13 protein-coding genes are annotated in these 19,578 nt (G+C 53.0%); 4 read left to right on the top strand and 9 right to left on the bottom strand.

The features are described from left to right. Nucleotides 1-18: 18 nt before the first annotated feature. Both IE073_RS10145 and IE073_RS10150 read right to left on the bottom strand, forming a co-directional pair. On the bottom strand, nucleotides 19-3,174 hold the full coding sequence (locus IE073_RS10145) for an efflux RND transporter permease subunit (RefSeq protein WP_189585183.1): 3,156 nt from the start codon (nucleotides 3,172-3,174) through the stop codon (nucleotides 19-21). Continuing rightward, nucleotides 3,174-4,481, bottom strand: coding sequence for an efflux RND transporter periplasmic adaptor subunit (locus tag IE073_RS10150; RefSeq protein WP_189585186.1), 1,308 nt, complete (start codon nucleotides 4,479-4,481; stop codon nucleotides 3,174-3,176). Before IE073_RS10150 ends, IE073_RS10145 begins: the two co-directional genes overlap by 1 nt. Nucleotides 4,482-4,768: 287 nt before the next feature. On the opposite strand from IE073_RS10150, the gene IE073_RS10155 reads away from it, so the two are divergent. After that, the gene (locus IE073_RS10155; protein ID WP_233349997.1) at nucleotides 4,769-6,454 is read left to right on the top strand and encodes a M20/M25/M40 family metallo-hydrolase; all 1,686 of its coding nucleotides are present in this window, start codon (nucleotides 4,769-4,771) and stop codon (nucleotides 6,452-6,454) included. A 6-nt stretch (nucleotides 6,455-6,460) separates the two neighbouring features. Here IE073_RS10155 and IE073_RS10160 read toward each other — a convergent pair whose 3' ends face one another. The 5 genes from IE073_RS10160 to IE073_RS10180 form a co-directional block, all read right to left on the bottom strand. Further along, entirely contained in the window at nucleotides 6,461-7,834 is a 1,374-nt protein-coding gene (locus IE073_RS10160; RefSeq protein ID WP_189585189.1) for a TolC family protein, read from the bottom strand. A gap of 18 nt (nucleotides 7,835-7,852) precedes the next feature. After that, nucleotides 7,853-9,079, bottom strand: a complete 1,227-nt coding sequence (locus IE073_RS10165; protein ID WP_189585192.1) for an ABC transporter permease — start codon at nucleotides 9,077-9,079, stop codon at nucleotides 7,853-7,855. Next, nucleotides 9,076-9,729: an ABC transporter ATP-binding protein gene (locus tag IE073_RS10170; protein ID WP_373298707.1), complete on the bottom strand. Its 654-nt coding sequence runs from the start codon at nucleotides 9,727-9,729 to the stop codon at nucleotides 9,076-9,078. The genes IE073_RS10165 and IE073_RS10170 overlap by 4 nt, the downstream gene beginning before the upstream one ends. Before the next feature lie 64 nt (nucleotides 9,730-9,793). Continuing rightward, nucleotides 9,794-11,320, bottom strand: a complete 1,527-nt coding sequence (locus tag IE073_RS10175) for an efflux RND transporter periplasmic adaptor subunit (RefSeq protein ID WP_189585195.1) — start codon at nucleotides 11,318-11,320, stop codon at nucleotides 9,794-9,796. Between the two features lie 189 nt (nucleotides 11,321-11,509). Next, nucleotides 11,510-12,910 (bottom strand): helix-turn-helix domain-containing protein, encoded by a 1,401-nt coding sequence (locus IE073_RS10180; protein WP_189585198.1) that lies wholly within the window; start codon nucleotides 12,908-12,910, stop codon nucleotides 11,510-11,512. Nucleotides 12,911-13,066: 156 nt separating this feature from the next. Between IE073_RS10180 and aceB the strand changes: the two genes are divergently transcribed. After that, nucleotides 13,067-14,698 carry a malate synthase A gene (aceB, locus tag IE073_RS10185; RefSeq protein WP_189585201.1) on the top strand — a complete coding sequence of 544 codons (1,632 nt, stop codon included), beginning with the start codon at nucleotides 13,067-13,069 and terminating at the stop codon, nucleotides 14,696-14,698. Between the two features lies 1 nt (nucleotide 14,699). Then, on the top strand, nucleotides 14,700-16,286 hold the full coding sequence (locus IE073_RS10190; protein WP_189585204.1) for an isocitrate lyase: 1,587 nt from the start codon (nucleotides 14,700-14,702) through the stop codon (nucleotides 16,284-16,286). Between the two features lie 56 nt (nucleotides 16,287-16,342). On the opposite strand, the gene IE073_RS10195 is transcribed toward IE073_RS10190, so the two are convergent. After that, complete coding sequence (locus IE073_RS10195; protein ID WP_189585206.1) at nucleotides 16,343-17,488, bottom strand: DsbA family protein; 1,146 nt, start codon at nucleotides 17,486-17,488, stop codon at nucleotides 16,343-16,345. 104 nt (nucleotides 17,489-17,592) lie between these two features. On the opposite strand from IE073_RS10195, the gene IE073_RS10200 reads away from it, so the two are divergent. Beyond that, complete coding sequence (locus IE073_RS10200; RefSeq protein ID WP_233349998.1) at nucleotides 17,593-18,792, top strand: FAD-dependent monooxygenase; 1,200 nt, start codon at nucleotides 17,593-17,595, stop codon at nucleotides 18,790-18,792. A gap of 26 nt (nucleotides 18,793-18,818) precedes the next feature. On the opposite strand, the gene IE073_RS10205 is transcribed toward IE073_RS10200, so the two are convergent. Further along, a complete protein-coding gene (locus IE073_RS10205) occupies nucleotides 18,819-19,574 on the bottom strand; it encodes an SDR family NAD(P)-dependent oxidoreductase (RefSeq protein WP_189585209.1) in 756 nt (251 codons plus the stop codon). Nucleotides 19,575-19,578: the final 4 nt, after the last annotated feature.

Below are 19,578 nucleotides of genomic sequence, written 5' to 3' on the forward strand. Positions count from 1 at the left end.
TCGTTGCCATTCAACGGTTCAGTCTCCAAACCTTTCGACAATCACTGGCGCCTTACTCGGACGCGGTGTGCCAAGCTTTGAGGTAAAGCCCTCGCGTGGGGTGCCCTTGATCAGATATTTCACGCCCCGCCCGATATCTGCGCCAATGGCGTATAAAGCCGGGACAAAGAACAGGGTCACGAAGAGCGCGAATAACACGCCAAAGGCCAAACTAATGCCAATCGGGATCAGCCATTGCGCCTGAAGCGACTTTTCCATCAAGAGCGGCAAAAGACCCACAAATGTTGTCAGGGACGTCAGCAAGATTGGGCGGAACCGCCGCGTACCGGCCTCCACCAAGGCCTGTGCGCCATCCATACCCTTCGCCCGTAAGCGGTGGACATAATCCAATAGAACCAGATTATCATTTACCGCCACACCCGCTGCCGCAAACATGCCCAGAATCGAGAGCAGCGACATGGTCGCGCCCATTGTCATGTGGCCAATGATCATGCCGCAATAACAAAACGGAATGGCCGCGAGCAGGATAAGGATCGGTTCGAAATAGGATTTGAAAGATACAGCCACCAAGAAATAGGCTGTTCCGATCGCGATCAGGAAGAAGATCAATAATTCTTGCTGGAACTCAGCTTCACCTTGTGCGCGGCCAATATTTCCGCGTGTAACATTAGGGTGAAGTTGATCGAACTCATCAAAGAACCCATCATTCAATTCTTTGCGGATTTCATCAATACGGTCGGTAACAACCTCTGCACTGACGATGATCGCACGTTGACGTTCACGCCGCAGGATTTGATTGGTCCCTTTTTCAAAGCGGAGATCAGCTACGGAATCCAGCGGTAATTGCCGTCCGTCATTTGTCCGAATGCGGATGGATTTTAAGAAGTCGAGCGACTCCCGATCCACGCGCGGATAGCGAACATAGACCCGTACGTCTTCGCCATCGCGAGGCAGGCGCTGGACCTCTTCGCCGAAGAACCCCTGACGGACCTGACGCGCCACATCTGCGGCTGTAATTCCAAGCGCCTGTGCACCAGGCTTCAGATCGAACTGCACTTCTTCAGAGGCGCTCTCCATATCATTGACGACATTGAAAACCCCTTCATAGCTGCGCAGGCGGGTCATGAGATCGTCAGCCGCCGCCTCAAGATCCTCAAAAGACTTCGCATTTAGGACGTATTCAATTGGCGGTCCGTCATTGTTATTCTTATAATTGACCGTGATTTTTTCGGCATCAGGCACCTCACCGATGAGCTCTCGCAGACGCTCTGCTGTCTGCTTTGCGGTTAAAGACCGTGTCTCGGGCGGCACAAGTTTGACAAGCGCAAGAATGTTATCATCCCGTGAGCGGGTGTACCAATTTTCGATGAGATCGCCGTCTTCGGCAGAAACTTCCTTCTGCAGCGTTTCTTCAGCATGTTGCAATTGCGCCAAGACTTCCAGCGCGCGCGCATAGGGCGTGCCCTCTGGGAGCTCGACAGAGATTTCGATCTGGTCGCTTTCGCTCTCCGGAAAAAATGAAGATTTGACGAGACCATTTGACACGGCCCCGATTGTCAAAATCATCAAAGCCATGAACATAGAGGCGGTGACGTACCGATGTTTCAAGGCGACCGTGATAAGCGGGCGATAGACCTCTTCCGCAAACCACATCAAGCTGTTGGAAATTTTCGCTTGAAACCGCATGATCCGGCTCTTCGGGTTGACCGGTTTAAGGTGGGCCAAATGCGCAGGTAAGATCAGCAAAGACTCTATTAGAGAGAAAAAGAGGGCCAAGATCACGACGAGTGAAATTGCACGCGTAAACTCACTCGTGCCGCCCGATAGATACATCCAAGGCGCAAAGAAGATCATCGTTGTCAGCACAGCAAAGACGACAGGTTTAACAACCATGTTCGTGCCATTGACGGCTGCATCCAGACCTGTCTCACCTTCTTCGGTTTTGAAATGTATAGCCTCACCAACAATAATCGCGTCATCGACGATCACGCCAATGACGAGTAAAAAGGCAAAGGTCGAAATCATATTAAATGAGACATCGAAGAGCGGAAGAAGCGCCAGTCCACCCGCGAAAGCCGTTGCGATGCCGATAGAGACCCACAAGGCGATAATCGGACGCAGAAATAACATCAGCGTCAAACAGACCAAGATTAGCCCTGTGAAGAAGTTATTGGCAATGGACCGAATGCGGTCAACGTAAGCGTCAGCTTCGTCTTCCCAAGTCGTAACAGAAATACCTGCAGGAAGGTCTTTCTCCAATTTTTCTAAGTAGTTTTTTACATTCTCAGAGGCTTTCGTGATGTCCATTCGCGGACCACTTTGGACCTGTACAAGTATCGTGCGTTTGCCATTGACCGTGGCGAGCAGATTGACCTGTTCAAACCCGTCGATAACTGTGGCGATATCCCTGACACGAATAGTCGCCCCGCCAGCATCTTGGCTGACAATGATGTTTTCAAATTCGGCCTGTGTGTCCGCCTGATTACGCGTACGGAGTTGCATGTTTCCGATGTCTGTCCGCACTGTACCTGATGAGGCATTCACAGATGTGCTGCGCACAGCCAATGCGACTTCATTTAGGGTCAAACCATATTGGCGAAGGGCGTCTTCTGATACCTCGATAGAGACCTCCTCATTTCGTACGCCAAAGAGTTCAACCGCGGGAATATAGCCCAGCAATCCAATCTCGCGCCGTGTCTTTTCGGCAAAGCGTTTTAGTTCACGCTCTGTGATCGTTTCGTCGCCCGAAACCGCCAGACGGATAATTTCATCGCGGTTTCTGAAGACATTGATTTGCGGTTCCTCGGCTGCGGGAGGAAAGGCGTTGATCGAGTCCACTTGGCGTTTGACGTCGGCCATGAGTTTGGCCTCGTCGACGCCGTTTTTCCCGACGACTGTGACAGAGCCACCGCCTTCACCTGCGAAAGCCCACATGCGGTTGACACCTTCGACTTCGGAAAGCGCTTCTTCCATCCGCACGATGATTTGCTCCTCGACATCCTGCGGCGACGCGCCGGGCCAAGCCACATAGGTCCAGGCGCCTGGAAATTCGACATAGGGGTCTAATTCACGCTCAATTTGAACATAGCTTACAATGCCGCCAATAAAGCAGACGAGCATCAGAAGGTTGGCGGCGACAGGGTTGCTGGCCCACCACTTAATGATCTTGCTCATTATTCCTCTCCCCCCAGATCGTCCTCAGGAGATGGGGCGCTCACTGCCAACGTCGTATTGGGTTTGACGACCGCGATTTTCATACCATCGGCCACGCCGCGGATTGGAGAGGTGATGACGATATCGCCGACGGACAGACCGCCGTCCAAGACTGCACGGTTGCGGTCAGATGAAATCACGTTGACATCACGAATAGATAGGGTGTCGTCCTCGGCGACATAGACTTTATCATTCCCACGCAGGGCTGATCGCGGGATGATAATTGCGTTCGCTATCTTTTGTCCTTCGACAGCGGCGTTGACAAAGATCCCAGGGGCCAAGGGCGTGCCATTATCAGCGCCAGCGCCAAAGGGGTCTTTGACTTCCGCGTAAGCGTAAAGCACGCGAGTCTGGCTATCGAAACGGCTGTCCGTACGGACAACATGGCCCTGCCATTGGCTGAATGTGCCTGCGACATCTGCTGAGAGTTTGACGGGAATGCCCGATGTCGATCGCGCCGCTTCAAACCCTAACGTCATGCCTGCGCGCCGAAGTTCTTCATTTGTGAGGGGAAGCCTGACATCCATAATGTCGGTCGCGTATATTTCGCCAAGCTTTGTGCCCGCCGTGACGAATTCACCTTGGTCAACATGACGGATAGTGACGCGGCCTTCGAACGGCGCGTAGAGGGATGTACGTGTTAGCTGTAATTCAGCTTCGGCGAGTCTGGCCTTTGCAGACGCTAATTGCGCGCGCGCTTCTGCCATTTGCGGTTCGCGGAGAATGAGTGGTGTCGCTTCTTCGCCCCGACCGAGTTCTTCCCAATCGCGTCGTGCCAGATTAGATTCGGATTGTTCCCGACTGATGACGGTTTCGGCTTGGGCGACATTGGCCTTAGCCTGAATGACGCGCAGTTCAAATTCAGCGGGCTCAATACGCACCATGAGGTCACCTTTATTAAACTGTCCGCCCTCAATAAATTTTGGAGACATATAGGTGGCAAGGCCGCTGACTTGCGGGACCAAATTAATCTCTGTGCGGGGCTGAACTTCGCCTTGAACATTCACGCTCAAGGTAACGTCTTCCTGTGTAGCCGTTGAGGTTAGAACCGGGATGGCTTTCACAACGTCCACTTTTTCTTCCGGTTTCGGTTTCAACGCCCCCATGGCAACAAACCCGCCGATGGCACCCCCGATAATCAACAGCGGCAGCAGAAGGAGCAGCACCCGCCACATCAAGAGTTTCTTCCGATAGCCTCGGTCATTTGCAGAATGGGTATTAGCTGTGCCGAAATCCGACGGATTTCGGGCGTCATATGGAATAGTCATTTTCGTCTCCCGCCGGTTGGCACACCGGCTCATGAAAACGATATAGCAAATTCATATTGTTTATCAATAATAAAATATCGAAAAACAAATAGTAAATGTTTTCAACTCGGGCTTCACCTCCGTCCCAGAGCAAAAAAATGATTTTCGCGCGAAGTATCTAAATTTCGTGTGGTCATGCGGGACTGCGCCAATAAAGCATTGGGACTCCAAGCAAGCCTTGTTAAGGAACGCCCAGAGAAATCCATTTCCTATCAGTTTAGGAAAGCTCGCGGATTGAAGGACCTAAGATGAGAAAAACAATCTGGATGTCACTTGGCGCCAGTCTAGCTTTGCTAGCCTGTGCACCCAAAGCCGAAGACGTAAAAGCTGTTGAAACGACCTCACCGATCAGCACAGCGAACATGTCTGAAATCGTCAAAATTTTGGCGTCTGATGAATTTGAAGGTCGCGCACCTGGCACTGCCGGCGAGACCAAAACGGTCAATTATTTGATTGAGCGTTTTGAAGACCTCGGTATAGAGCCGGGTGGACGCAATGGCGGATGGACCGATCCCGTAACGCTTAACCGTTCAATGGTCACCGATATTCGCAGCTTGAATGTGATGCAGGGCGAAACTGTCATAAATATAGAGCAGGGCAAAGATATTGAGATCAGTTCGGCCAATCCGCGTGACGTGATTGCGGTCAAAGAGGCGCCGATTGTGTTTGTTGGCTTTGGGGCCAGCGCTCCAGAACGGGAATGGGATGATTTTGGCGATATTGATCTGACGGGAAAAGTAGCCTTGTTCCTCGTGAATGATCCCGACTTCGGCGTCGCCGATGATCATCCTGTGAGCGGCGTTTTTGGCGGCCGCCGCATGACCTATTATGGTCGCTGGATGTATAAATATGAAGAAGCGGCCCGACGCGGTGCGGTTGCCGCATTAGTCATCCACGAGCCGAAAGCCGCTGGGTATGGTTGGAATGTCGCCGCATCCTCCCCGGGCGAAAACTACGCGGTGGCATCAACGGGCCCCGCCAAATCTGGTTTGGATTTACAGGGCTGGCTGCATGAAGACATGGCAAAAAAATGGGTCGCACAAGCCGGACATGACTTGGACGATTTACGCGCCGCCGCTCGCAATAGAGATTTCACAGCCTTCACGTTAAACGACTTGCGCTTCAACGCCGATCTGGGCCTCTCCGTCGAGACGGTAGAGAGCCAGAATGTCTTGGGGAAAATCACGGGCACGGAGCGCCCAGATGAGACGATCATGTTGTCGGGTCACTGGGACGCCTATGGCATGGGTGAGCCTGACGCGCAGGGACGTACGGTTATGCCTGGCGCAAATGATGATGCATTGGGTCTCGCAGGCATTATAGAAATTGCGCGCAATCTCAAGGCCGAACCCGCTTTGGAACGTTCCGTTATCTTCGCGGCTTGGACCGCAGAGGAAAGCGGTTTGTTGGGCTCTGAGGCCTATGCTCAGAACCCAATCTATCCGCTTGAGACCACGGTCGCGAATTTGACCTTGGATATTTTACAAACCGCGGGCCTTGCCCATGACGTAATCCAAGTCGGCGAAGGCCAAAGTGAGTTGGAAGAGATGATGGCGGCGACAGCGGCGACCCAAGGTCGTGTCGTCTCTCCAGAAGGCCTGCCTGAGAATGGCCTATTCTTTCGTGCCGACCATTTTTCAATGGCGCGCCGCGGCGTGCCCGTTCTGTTGATCATGGGGATTGCGGGCGGATCGGACCTAAAAGACGGAGGGCGCGACGCAGGCGATGCATGGGTCAAAGGTTATATTGATAATCGCTACCACAATCAAAATGATGCGTGGGACGCGAATTGGGATCTGCGCGGCGCGGCGCAAGATGTAGAGCTATTTTTGGACATGACACGAGAGCTTGGAAATTCTGATGCTTGGCCCGCGTTGAAGCCGACTTCGGAATTTGTTGGTCTTCGCGAAGCCAGCGCAGAGGCTCGGAAATAGGCGACGCTAAATAAATCCAGCGATCGCCTCATTCGCCGTAATCACTGTCTGCAGCAAGGCGGCTTTGGTTCGGATGAGTGAGGCATCAATACTGTTCACGCGGGTTTGAACCTGCAGCACATCTAGAAGCGAACTCTCGCCCAGATCAAATTGGATGGATTCCAGCCGAAGCGCTTCATTCGCCGCATCCGAGGATAGCTCAAGATTTACCAAAGTGCGTTTCAGCGTTTCTGCACGATCATAGGCGTCCGTGATTTCTGCCATCGCCAGACGTAAACGTTGTTCATAGGACAGCAGAGAAACGTCCAGATTGGCCTGCGCGGAATCAATGCCTGCCTCTATCGCGCCGCCATCGAACAAGACCTGAGACAGGCTTGCGCCCAAGCGCGCGATGTAATCGCCCGGATCAAATAAATCTTTGAAGGCCGATCCTGATGATAAGCTACCCGACAGACCAAGGCTCGGCCACTTTGCGAGTTTTGCGCCTTGAAGCGACGCAACTCGTCCCGCCAACTGTGCGCGCGCGGCGATAATGTCGGGACGCCGTTCCAATATGGCAGCAGGTAAATCCCGAGCCGGTAATGCGTTTGGGGTATTTAATTCCGTCGCAAGTTCGAGATCCTCTGTTGGGTAATCTCCCAACAAAATACTCAGGGCGCGACGGGCGGCACGGGCGGATTGCAAAGTGCTTTCATAGCTGGCCAAAGCGCTCTGATAATTTGCTTCGGCGAATGAGAAATCGCCCTTGGCCGTATCGCCTAAGCGATAACGCGCCTCGGATATGCGACGGCTTTCGGTTAGAAACTCGAGGTTCGTTTTCGCAAGGTCAACCTGCAGCGTCGCCTCAACGGCACTGACATAGGCCCGTCCTGTCGAAGCCAAAATGGCTTGTCGCGTATCAGCGGCTAAGGCTTCCTGCGCGCGGAGGTTTGCACGCGAGCTTTCGATAATGGTTTTGGTTTCGCCAAAAACATCTGGATCCCATCGGCCCGATAATCCGAGACCGTAACTATCGAAGGCATTGTCAATGTCAGAGAGGATGGCGCCGCCAGAGGCAGATGCGCTGGCGTCTAGCTGAGGCTTGAGGCGCGCTGCTGCGCGACGCAATTCCGCCTCTGCGGCGATTACGCGTGTTTGGGCGGATTTCACATCAAAATTCTGCGCGGCCGCCATGTCTAGATAACGGAGCAAAATCGGATCATCGTAAAGATTTGCCCAGCCTTGCGGTCCTGTTGTGTCGGAAGGCAGGTCCAATAACCAAGTGGCCGGTATATCCGCAGCCATTTCAGCCATGTTCGTCTGCGGCGGCGAAAGACTGGCGCATGCCGACAGCGTTCCAAATGCAGCCGTGACGAGAAGGCGCCGTAAGGGTTTCATCATAACTATACTCATGCGGGGCTACTCATGGCGAAGGGCCTCAATCGGGTTAAGGCTGGCGGCACGTCGGGCGGGCAGGAAGCCAAACACGACGCCGATCATTAGGGCAGAGCCAAATGAAATCAGAGCGACGGACGGACTAAACACAAGTTCAACATCCATTGTGTCCATAGCCAGTTTTGACATGAAGAAACCGAGGGTAAGCCCAACGATCCCAGACAAAATACATAGTAATAAAGCTTCGGTGAGGAACTGATTCATAATGTTGGATTTTTTGGCACCCAAGGCCATGCGCAAGCCAATTTCACGTGTACGTTCCGTTACTGACACCAACATGATGTTCATCACGCCTACCCCCCCAACCAGAAGTGAAATTGCGCCCATTGCGGCCAAAAGAAAGCTCAGCGCTTTCGTCTCTTCCGCGGCCTGTTCTTGCCATCCACGAGAGGAGAAAATCCGGTAATCGGGCGGAGCCCCAACTTTTAGATCGCGGGACCGGCGAAGAATTGTATTCACCTCTTCCTCAATTGAATTGAGGTTCTGCCCGATATCTCCCACCACCATAATGTTACTGACGTGATTTTGAACGAAACGGTTTCCGCCAATTACGCGTTCGCGTGCGACGGTTATGGGCGCCCAAGCAAAGAGATCGTCATTGCCGAATGAGATGTTGCTATCGGGCTTCGAGGCGACACCTTTAATGGTGAAAGCGACATTGTTGACTTTGACCGTCTGACCGATCGGATTTTGTCCATCGAATAAACGTTGTTGAATGCCTTCACTGATCACGACGACGGGTCGGCGTGTTTCAATATCGGCAAAGCTAATGTTCTCCCCCAATTTCATTTCGCCACCACTGGCTTTGAGTTGGTCTGGATCAACACCGAGGAAGTTACCGTTCACGTCACTAATATCGGTAGCGATGGTATAGCCGCGTCCTGTCAGCGTGCCTGTCGCGGCAAAGACGCCATTGATCGCCCGCATCTCGCGAATGTCTTCCTCTGTGAAAGGCATTGATGGTCGCGTCTGAGAAGAGCGGCCTCTGTTCCAATCAGGCCAGACTTGCATGGTCCGTGTCCCAATAGAGTTGAGACTTTCTTCGACTTGTTTCTTCGCCCCTTCGCCCAACGCCAACATGGCGTATACGGCAGCAACACCGATCACAATACCGAGCGAGGTTAGCAAAGATCGCAATGGGCGTTCGATGATCGAACTGGCGGCGAGCCCCAATGTGGAGAGGGCGTTCATGCTGCGGCCTCTTCATTGCGTTTGTCGGAAATGATGCGGCCATCTTTAAATTCGATAACGCGCTGCGCATAAGCAGCGACTTCATCTTCATGGGTGATCACGATGATGGTGATGCCATTAGCATTCAAATCCTGCATCAGTTTCATGATATCTGTTGAGGTTTTACTATCCAATGCCCCTGTCGGTTCATCGGCCAGCAAAACCTTCGGGTTCCCTGCGAGAGCGCGGGCAATGGCAACACGTTGTTGCTGCCCTCCTGAAAGCTCCGTTGGACGATGGCCTGATCGATCGGCCAATCCGACAAGGCTTAGGGCATGAGCGGCTTGTTGGGCTGCGTCTTTAACCTTTGGTTTGCGATATTGCAGGGGCAAAGCGACATTTTTCAGCGCTGATTTCTTCGGCAGGAGTTGAAACTGCTGGAAGACAAACCCAATGGTCGCATTCCGAAATTCCGCCAGCGATTTGCTTTTCATCGTGCCGACATTCTCACCGTTGATCGTAACCTGACCTGTTGTCGGCTGGTCCAAAGCCCCAAGCATATTCATCAGCGTAGATTTACCTGAGCCAGAAGATCCGATGATGGCGACAAACTCGCCTTCCAGTATATCCAGATCGACCCCGTCCAAAGCGCGAACTTCGGATTGACCCATCTTATAAATCTTGGTGAGATTTCTACAGGAGATCAGCGCGGATTTTGAAGGGGCTGTCACGGGCTTAGCCTCTCCGGCCACCTGGAGGTCCTCTGCGTTGGCCGCCGCCGCCACTCCCGATGGATGTGATAACTTGGTCGCCTTCCTCTAGGCCCGAAATGACTTCGACGAACGACCCGTCAGACAACCCGAGGCCCACATCCACTTGGCGCATTTTATCGCCAGACTTGACCCAAATTTGAGCGTCACGCGTTTGCGCGCCGGCTTGCAGAAGGCGACGATATTCTTGGTATTCCGTCGAGCTAAGGTCTTTTTTGATGATGTCATCATAGGTTTCGCGCAATTGTTTCATCCGCGCGACCTTGCGCCAAGTTTGCGTCGGGTCATTAATCTGTTCGCGTAAGGCCACGGTGTCGTCAGCCATTTTGTTGAGAACATTATCAATGCGGGTTGCGGGCAGCCCTAGTAGCGTCAGCCGTTCGCGGGTCTTTGGATCGACGTCACTATTGGCTTCCTCCGTTGTCTCGGCTTTCCAAGTTTTGATTTGATCGGGCGTGGGACGAAAGCGTTCTGCCGTCGCGGGAATCCGCAAAATATCTGATTTCGAATTTGTTGTGATTTGCAGGTTTGTCGTCATGCCCGGCATCAGCACATTATCAGCGTTGCTGGCGCCAACCACCGCCGTGTAAGTGACGATATTACTTTGGGTCTCTGATTTCAGACGCAGCTGTTCGATCACGCCCCTAAAGACGCGCCCAGGATAAGCGTCCACGCTGAAACTGACAGGGTCACCCGCATCCAAACCAGAGACATCGCTTTCGACAATTGCGGCATCAATTTTAATTTTGGAGAGATCGCCCGCAATTTTAAATAATTCGGGTGCGGAGAATGACGCCGCCACAGTTTGCCCGGGATCGACCAAGCGTTCAATCACAACGCCATCGATGGGAGCGATAATGACAGTGCGCGATAAATCAACTTTGGCAGAGCGCAAATCCGCCTGCGCTTGTTTGAGCGTTGATTGCGACCCTTCGAGGCGGGCTTTCGCCAATTCTATATCGGCATCTGCCAATTCCATGGCCCGCTCTGTTTCCTCAAGCTGGGCTTTGGAAATTGCGCTTTCAGCAAACAGCTGTTCGCGTCGCACCAAAGACCTTTTAGCTTGTGCGGCATTGACTTCTGCGCGTTTTAGCGACGCCATATTAATGTTGATGTCAGCACGCCGATTTTCAACTTGGGCCGCGACTTGGGCGACGCGGTTCTCAAGGTTTTCAGGATCAATGACGGCCAAAACGTCACCGGCTTTAACGACCGAGTTAAAGTCGACATCAACGCTAAGCAATTTACCAGAAACTTCTGATCCAACTTGAACCGTGATGTCTGGGCGCACGGTCCCTGTTGAGTTGATGATTTTCGCGATTTCACCACGGCTGACCGCGCCCGTTTGCAGGGTTGGAGTTTGCGCCGCTTCTGCGCCTTTGTTCGCTGCTTTACCTTGGGTCGCATCCGCGTTGCCGCATGCCGTTAGCGCAAAACCCGCGCCAATGACGAGCAGCAGAGCCGACGTCTGCTTAAAAATTCGAGACTGCATTTTATCAACCTTGTTCGGATAGAATACGTGTGAGTTCAGCGCGCGGTTTGTCAAAGCAGGCGCAAAGAGAAATCTACGCCCAAATTTTGAATGCCCCTGCAAGACGTTTAACGTCTAAGCTAAAAAAAGATATAGAACTCACCCTCTATGAAGGAGTTTTAATGGGCCCTGTTCAAATTGCTTTTGGGGTCAATCTGGCACCCAGCGATAGAGGCTCATGCCGCGCGCGCGCTCGTCAAACATCAGCGCTTTTGAGAGCGGCGGATGTGCGCGTTGGCGACAATGTTCGCGTTCACAGAGGTAGCAATTGATTCCAATGTCTGCGGGCTGCGGATCATCCAAATTAAAGTCGCGCGAATAACAAAGACGTGGCGCATAGGAGACATCGCACCCCAAGGCGATGGCCAGACGTTGCGCCCGACCTCCATACATATTTCCAGCGCGACTGACGGCTTTCGCGATGGAGAAATAAGTCGCGCCATTTTCTGTACCAGATGCGGGCAGGCGCACCATTTGTGTGTGCAATCGACCCGGGTCGCTAAATGTTTCGTGGATATTCCATATAGGACACGCCCCGCCTTGATTGGCGAAGGCAAATTTCCCAGCGGAAAATCGCTTGGAGACATTCCCTGCCACATCAATTCTCAGAAAGAAAAAGGGAATGCCGCGCGCATCGGGTTTGTTCAAGGTAGTCAAACGATGGGCGGTCTGCTCGAAACTCGCGCCAAACCGATGGGATAAAAGTTCGACGTCATATCGTGTCTTTTCGGCTTCTCGCAGAAAACGCGCATAGGGCATCAGGAGAGCTGCCGCGAAATAATTAGCCAGTGACGTGCGGGCCAATCCCCGGGCTTCTCGTCCTTCGATTTTGGCGCGGTCCAAATGGGCGTCAATCATGTCACGTTGTTCCAGCATGGCGATTTGAAAGGCGAGCTGAAAGCGCCGTCCACTCTGGCTCAGGAGTTCCGACAGGTTAATGCGCTGATTGTGGCGATCAAACCAACGCAACATATCGGGCATGACATCACTCGGGACAATTCGGACCGCTGTCTCATGGCGTGTTTTCAAGCGCTCCGTCAGTGCAACCCGTGGCCCTGTACGATGAAGCCCCAACTCATCCGAAAGCGCTTCGGCGGTGGCATCAATTTCTGGGAAATAATTGGAGTGGGTCTGAATAAAGTCCCGCACCACATCGATGGCGCGCATGGTTGGGCTGTCCGTTGGGGTTTCCGCCCCGCCGCGCTCGGTTAACAGGCTTTGAAAGGCCCGCGCCATATTCGGGCTAATCCCCACAAGGTCTTCGACTTCATTTTTGGAAACCGGCATATCCTTGAACCGCGGCGCGCGCAGGGCTTCATAGGTGCTGGCAACCAGTTGCGCGTCGCCCGCATCGGAAAAAGCGCTGATGTCAAAATCATAGACACCAGCCATGCGCAGTAAGACCTTTGCGCTCATCGCGCGCTGATTCCGCTCGATCAGGTTTAAATAAGACGCGCTTATCCCCAAATCTTCGGCCATACGCGCCTGTGTAAGGCCCAGCGAGGTGCGAAACCGTCGCAATTTCGGGCCGATAAGAAGTTTGTCTGCCATATTTTCGCTCTTTGTCGTGTGCGTCAATCTTTACACGATTTACAAAAGTGATGTCGAGTCATGATTGAAACTTACACCGCGACCCTCACAGGCGCTTGTTGTACTGGACGTCTGTAAAGTTTTGTCATCATTGTAGTGGGGAAAGGAGCCCATATCATGACAGCTCATACGACACCGGAAACAAACATCCCTCGCCATCGCGTCTTGGCAAAGGTCTCACATCCCAATGCTGGCAATTATGCCGATATCCTCACGCCTGATGCTTTGCTCTTTCTTGCGGATTTGGAGCGCAGATTTGGTCCCCAGCGTAAGATCCTCATCCAGAACCGCGAATTCAACCAAGAACGCTATGACGATGGTGAGATGCCAACGCAGCCATTGGAAACGCAGCATATCCGCAATTCCCAATGGGAAGTCGCGCCTTGTCCCGAAGCTCTCATGGATCGCCGGGTTGAGATCACTGGCCCCGTGGATCGCAAGATGATGATCAATGCGCTGAACTCTGGTGCAAAAATGTTCATGGCGGATTTCGAAGATGCGTCATCCCCCACATTCGACAATATGATGTCGGGTCAGCAGAACATGCATGATTATGCACGGGACAGCCTCACGCTTACCACTGAGAAGAAGAGCTACGCCCTTAATGAAGAGACAGCGACCATGTTGGTGCGTCCGCGCGGTTGGCATTTGGAAGAGCGCCACATTACGGTTGACGGCAACCCGATGAGCGCCAGCCTTTGCGATTTCGGTTTGCACATTTTCCATAATGGCAAAAAGCTAGCCGATAATGGCAAAGGTCCATTTTTCTACCTGCCAAAAATCGAAGACTACCGTGAGGCTCGTCTTTGGAATGATGTGTTTAACTTCTCGCAAGCGGTTCTCGATATTCCAAATGGCACTATCAAGTCGACGGTCCTGATCGAAACCCTGCCTGCCGCATTCCAAATGGAAGAGATTCTCTACGTCCTGAAAAACCACATTACAGGCCTGAATTGCGGACGTTGGGATTATATCTTCAGCTACATCAAAACGCTTCGGGCCCATCCCGAATATTTGCTGCCGGAACGGGCGCAGGTCGGAATGGATCGTGGATTCCTGTCTGCTTACGCAGAACGCCTCGTGCAAACCTGTCACCGCCGCCGCGCCCACGCAATGGGCGGAATGGCTGCGCAAATTCCCGTGAAGGGCGACGAAGCTGCCAATGACGCTGCTTTTGAAAAAGTGCGTCAGGACAAGCTGCGTGAAGCCAAACTCGGCCATGACGGAACTTGGGTAGCCCATCCCGCGCTCGTGCCCGTCGCGATGGAAGTTTTCGACGAGGTTATGCCTGCGAAACATCAGATTCATAAAAAGCGGCAAAACCGCAATATCTCTGATGCCGCAATGTTAACGCCCCATACGGGTACAGTGACGGAAGCGGGTGTGCGGACAAATATTAATGTCGGTATTCGCTATATTGCGGCCTGGCTATGTGGGCGCGGTGCTGTCCCCATTCACAATCTAATGGAAGATGCGGCGACCGCAGAAATTTCGCGCACGCAAATCTGGCAATGGCTCCGTCATGGTGCTCGCGTTGAGATGGAAGGTGGTTTCCAGGAAACGATGACTGATCGTCTCTATCAGCGGCTTCTTGTCGAAGAACGCAATGCCATCCGCGACGAAATTGGCGCTGACGCCTTTAATGAAGGTCGCTTCCCCGAAGCATCCGAATTGTTCGACGCAACAGCGACGGCCTCCGTCCTTCCAGAATTTTTGACCCTTTCAGCCTACGATATCTTGGAGAAGTAAAATGACATACTCAGAAACACTTGCAGAATTAAACAGTCGTTACCCAAATGGCGCACCCGCTGGGATCGATATTGAGGCGCTTGCGCAACTCAAAACGCAAAACACGTTTGAGACACATCTCGATATCGCCAAAGCGATGGCAACCGTCATGCGCAAAGATATGGCGCGCTATGATGCAGACACCTCGCAATTCACGCAGTCCCTCGGCTGTTGGTCTGGCTTCCACGCACAGCAAATGATGCGGGCGATTAAACGTCAAAAAGGGTCGCTTGACCGCGCGTATGTCTATCTTTCAGGCTGGATGGTCGCAGGTTTGCGCAACCGTTTTGGCCATCTGCCAGATCAGTCCATGCATGAAAAAACTTCGGTCGTGGATTTGATCCAAGAAATTTATGTCTCACTCCGTCAAGCCGATGAAGTGGATCTCAATGATCTGTTTAATGAGTTGAAGACAACAGATGACCGCGATGCTGTCATTGCAAAAATCGATGGATTCGAAACTTATGTTCGTCCGATCATTGCCGATATTGATGCTGGCTTTGGTAACGTTCACGCAACGTATCTATTGGCAAAAGAAATGATCAAGGCGGGTGCGTGTTGCATCCAAATTGAAAACCAAGTTTCCGATGCGAAACAATGTGGTCACCAAGATGGCAAGGTCACTGTGCCACGCGAAGACTTTAACGAGAAACTTCGCGCTGTCCGCATGGCGTTTGAAGAACTTGGCGTGCATGACGGTGTTATCGTCGCTCGTACGGACAGCCTTGGTGCTGGCCTGACACAGAAAATTCCAGTCAGCCGCGAAGCGGGTGATGAAGCGGCGGAATATACAAAGTGGCTCGAAACACAGCCTGTATCTGACCTGAATCAATTGGCCGATGGTGAAGTCGCCATCCAATTAGACGGACAATTGGTCAAGCCAACGCGCTTGCCAAATGGTCTCTATAAGTTCCGCGCTGATACGGGTGAAGATCGTGTTGTCGAAGATTGTATCTCGTCGCTGAATGATGGTGGGGCCGATCTGCTTTGGATCGAAACGGCGACGCCAAATGTTGCGCAAATTGCTAACATGGTGAACCGCATTAAGGAAAAAGCTCCGCATGCGAAGCTGACTTATAACAACTCGCCTTCATTTAACTGGACGCTTAATTTGCGCAAACAAGTCCGCGAGGATTGGATTGCCGAAGGTCGCATCAAGGCCGAAGATTATGACGAAGCCCGTCTGATGTCCGCCGCTTTTGATGAGGACGCTTTGGGCATCGAAGCCGATCGCCGCCTGCAGGCCTTCCAAACGGATATCGCGCGCGAAGCGGGTGTGTTCCATAACTTGATCACGCTGCCGACATTCCACGGTACGGCCAAGGTGATGAATGACCTATCGGAGGGTTACTTTGGCGAGCAGAAGATGTTGGCCTATGTCAAAGAAATCCAGCGCGAAGAAATCCGCAAAAGCGTTTCTGCGGTGCGTCACCAACATGAAGTCGGTTCCGACTTGGGCGATACGTTCAAGGAAATGACCGGCGGCGATCGTGCGCTGAAAGCGGGCGGTGAGCACAACACCATGAATCAATTTGCTGATGTAGCATAATCATCAGTTAGTTGATAAAGCTCGCCCCAAGTTTCCTTCAGGCTTGGGGCGGGTCTCTATTCGGTTAGCTTACGCAAGGCAGTCTCAACCGCCCATAATCGATCTTGTCCCCAAACGATTTCCTCACCGACCCGAAAACTCGGCACTCCCCAAATTCCCAAAGACATCATCTCAGCGCGATTGGTCTCCGCTGTGATATGCCAGCCCTCATTCTGCAGCGCGAGTTGAGCACCGGCCCATTCCAAACCTGATGCTTCAACGATTTTGCGAAGGCCTTTGTCGCTACCTGCATCCACGCCTTTCGCCCAAACATATTCGAAAAAGCAGTGCGCGAATTCCAAGCCTTTATCTTGTGAAATAGCCCAAGCTAAAACGGCGTAACCCCGCTCAACAGGCGACCCAACAGGATCGCAAACTTTCCCAAATGCTACACCTAAGCGTCTTGCTTCACGAGCGGTATCTCTCGGGATATATCGCTTCTTTTCTGGTGGCACTGGCAGGCCGCGCATGACCATTGGTAAAACAAAACGGAGTTTCAGATTCGCACCATAATTATTTGCGAGGGCCGAAATTCGATCGACGGAAATCGCAGAATAGGGCGAGCGGAAAGAGAAATACCAATGAAGATCAACGGAGTTTTTCGGGCTAGTTTTCAACGTTCCACGTGGAACTTTTGGCGGGGAAAAGATGTGGGCTTCCACGCCTGTATTTTTCCGCGCTCCGAGCGTTTGGAGGCGGTCTTCCAGATAGTGCAGGCGATCAATCCCCCAATACCACTCCCCAGCATAATAGATCATTCCGCCTTGATAGTGGCCGAGTGCCTTTAACCGTGCGTCGGCCTCTGCCGTGTTTTCAGCAGGTGCCGCGTTTGCGTTAGTGAAATTGATTCCCGCCTCGCTGGCCAAATCCTCCGCATCTTTCCGCGCATATGCCTGCAATAATTCGCGCTCTGGCACAGCACTATCGGCGGGCGGGCCAATGACATGGGTGCGGATCGCCACATGATAACGCGCTTCGAAATCGGGCAAAACCTGCATTAAGAGCTGTGAATAGGGATCGGCAGGATCGTGAAAAACCTCGACGATATGCGGCTCATCTGCGCTTAAACGTTGACGTTCTGCCTTTGCGCGGTGTCGCTCTAATCGCGGCGCGCCCAGGAGATAGGACGCGACATGTGGGGCAATGCGGGATTTGAGTGACATGTCTACGTGCTAGCACGAATAGTCCACACGCCAAGCCCGCGTCATAAAATTGCGGACGTCGCTTTACGTATGGCTCCGTGAACCTCTAACCGCTACTGAGAGCTATGCCCGTCCTCAAATCAGACATGCTAAAATCTGATAAACCTGTGCTCATCGTCGGGGCGGGCATTGGCGGGCTCACTTTGGCGCATGCGCTTCTGGCGCGTGGCGTGGCTGTTCAGATTTTGGAGGCGGCGCCTGAACTGAGCGCGGTTGGCGCGGGCATTCAAATTCCGCCCAATGCCGTGAAAGTTCTCCGCGCTCTGAAACTCGATGCTGCCGTGTCTGACCGCGCTTTCAAGCCGACGGCAATTGAGGCGCGCATGGGCGAGACAGGTCGAGAGATTTTCAACATCCCATTGGCCGCGCAATCCGTCACGCGTTGGGGCGCGCCCTACCTTCATATTCACCGCGCTGACTATATTTCGACCCTTGTAGAAGCTCTGCCAAAAAATGTCTTAAGCCTTGGGGTGCGCGTAAAAAATTATGACCAAGATGCGTCAGCTGTGCGCGTCACATTAGACAATGGCGAGATCGTTGAAGGGCAATATCTAATTGGCGCGGACGGCATTCGCTCCACAGTTCGGACACAAATGCTGGGACCGGATGCCCCTCGTTTCACCGGTAATGTAGCTTGGCGCGTCGTGGTTCCGACGGCGGCACTGGGCGATCATGCCCCCCGCCCGACGGCTTGCGCATGGTTCGGACGCGGCAAACATGGTGTGACGTATAGGTTGGGCGCGCAGGGGCAATTGACGAATTTCGTCGGTGTTGTCGAGCGAGAAGATTGGCAAGAAGAGGGCTGGTCCATAAAGGGGTCCAAAGCCGATGCGCTCGCAGATTTCTCGGGCTGGCATCCGACCATCACAACTTTGATTGAAACGGCAGATACCTTCCACCGTTGGGCCCTATTTGATCGTGCGCCTCTGTCACAGTGGACGGACGGTCGCGTGGCTTTAATGGGCGATGCGGCCCATCCGATGTTACCCTTTCTGGCCCAAGGCGCAGCAATGGCGGTCGAGGATGCATATGTTTTGGCGCAGACTATCGCGGCGGGGGCGCCTCTGACAGACTACCAAAATGAACGGCTGGACCGAACGACCAAAGTCCAAGCGGCGTCCCGCGCCAATATGGGGCTGTTCCATAAACGATCGCGCGTCGCGCAATTTGTTACCTATGGGCCAATGTGGATTGCAGGAAAAATTCTGCCCAATATCGTCCATCGCCGCATGGATTGGCTCTATGGGTATGATGTGACGACGTAAGCTCCGCGGTCTGGAGAGGTGTTGTTTCAGGATTCGTCCTGGCGCGCTTTGCGATAAATACGCTCGGCTTGTGCCGCAATGACGTGGCGCGGGAAAACCTTCGCCGCCAGCGTGATGAGTTTGTTTTGTCCCCCCGGCACGAAGAGCGCGGGCATCTTATCGTAAGTTTTAATCGCGGCTCGTGCGACATCCGCCACCGGCGCCAGATCATTTTCTAACGTCTTCATGACGGGAATATCTGTCATTTCAGTTTTAATCCCGCCTGGGGCAAACACGCTGACTTGCACCCCGTCAGATTTAAGTTCCTCGCGCAGCGACAATCCGAAATTGACCATAAAGGCTTTGGTCCCCGCATAGACCGCTTGATAGGGCAGGGGTGTCAAACCGCCGACGCTCGCCACGATCAGGATGCGGCCCTTGCTCGCTTTTAATGCGGGTAAAAGCCCACGGATAAGTTGCACATTCGCCGCCACATTGGTCTGTATCAAGGACATATCCGTGGCCACGTCACCCGCGTCAAATCGGTCAACAAAGGTCACGCCCGCATTGAGAATAATCCCCGAAACCGTGTCAAATTGCGCGCAGAAATTATCTATGTGTGGGGGCGAAGACAGGTCGAGTGTTTGACCTGTTATACCGTCTATTTGTTCTAACTCCGCCAAACGTGCAGCTCGACGACCACACGCGATCACATGCTCGCCCCGCGCCGCCATCTGAACAGCCATCTCCCGCCCAAGCCCAGACGTCGCGCCAGTGATGATGATATTTGGGGTGTGTGACATTGGG

This window comes from Litorimonas cladophorae (genome assembly GCF_014652455.1).
GTDB lineage: Bacteria > Pseudomonadota > Alphaproteobacteria > Caulobacterales > Maricaulaceae > Litorimonas > Litorimonas cladophorae.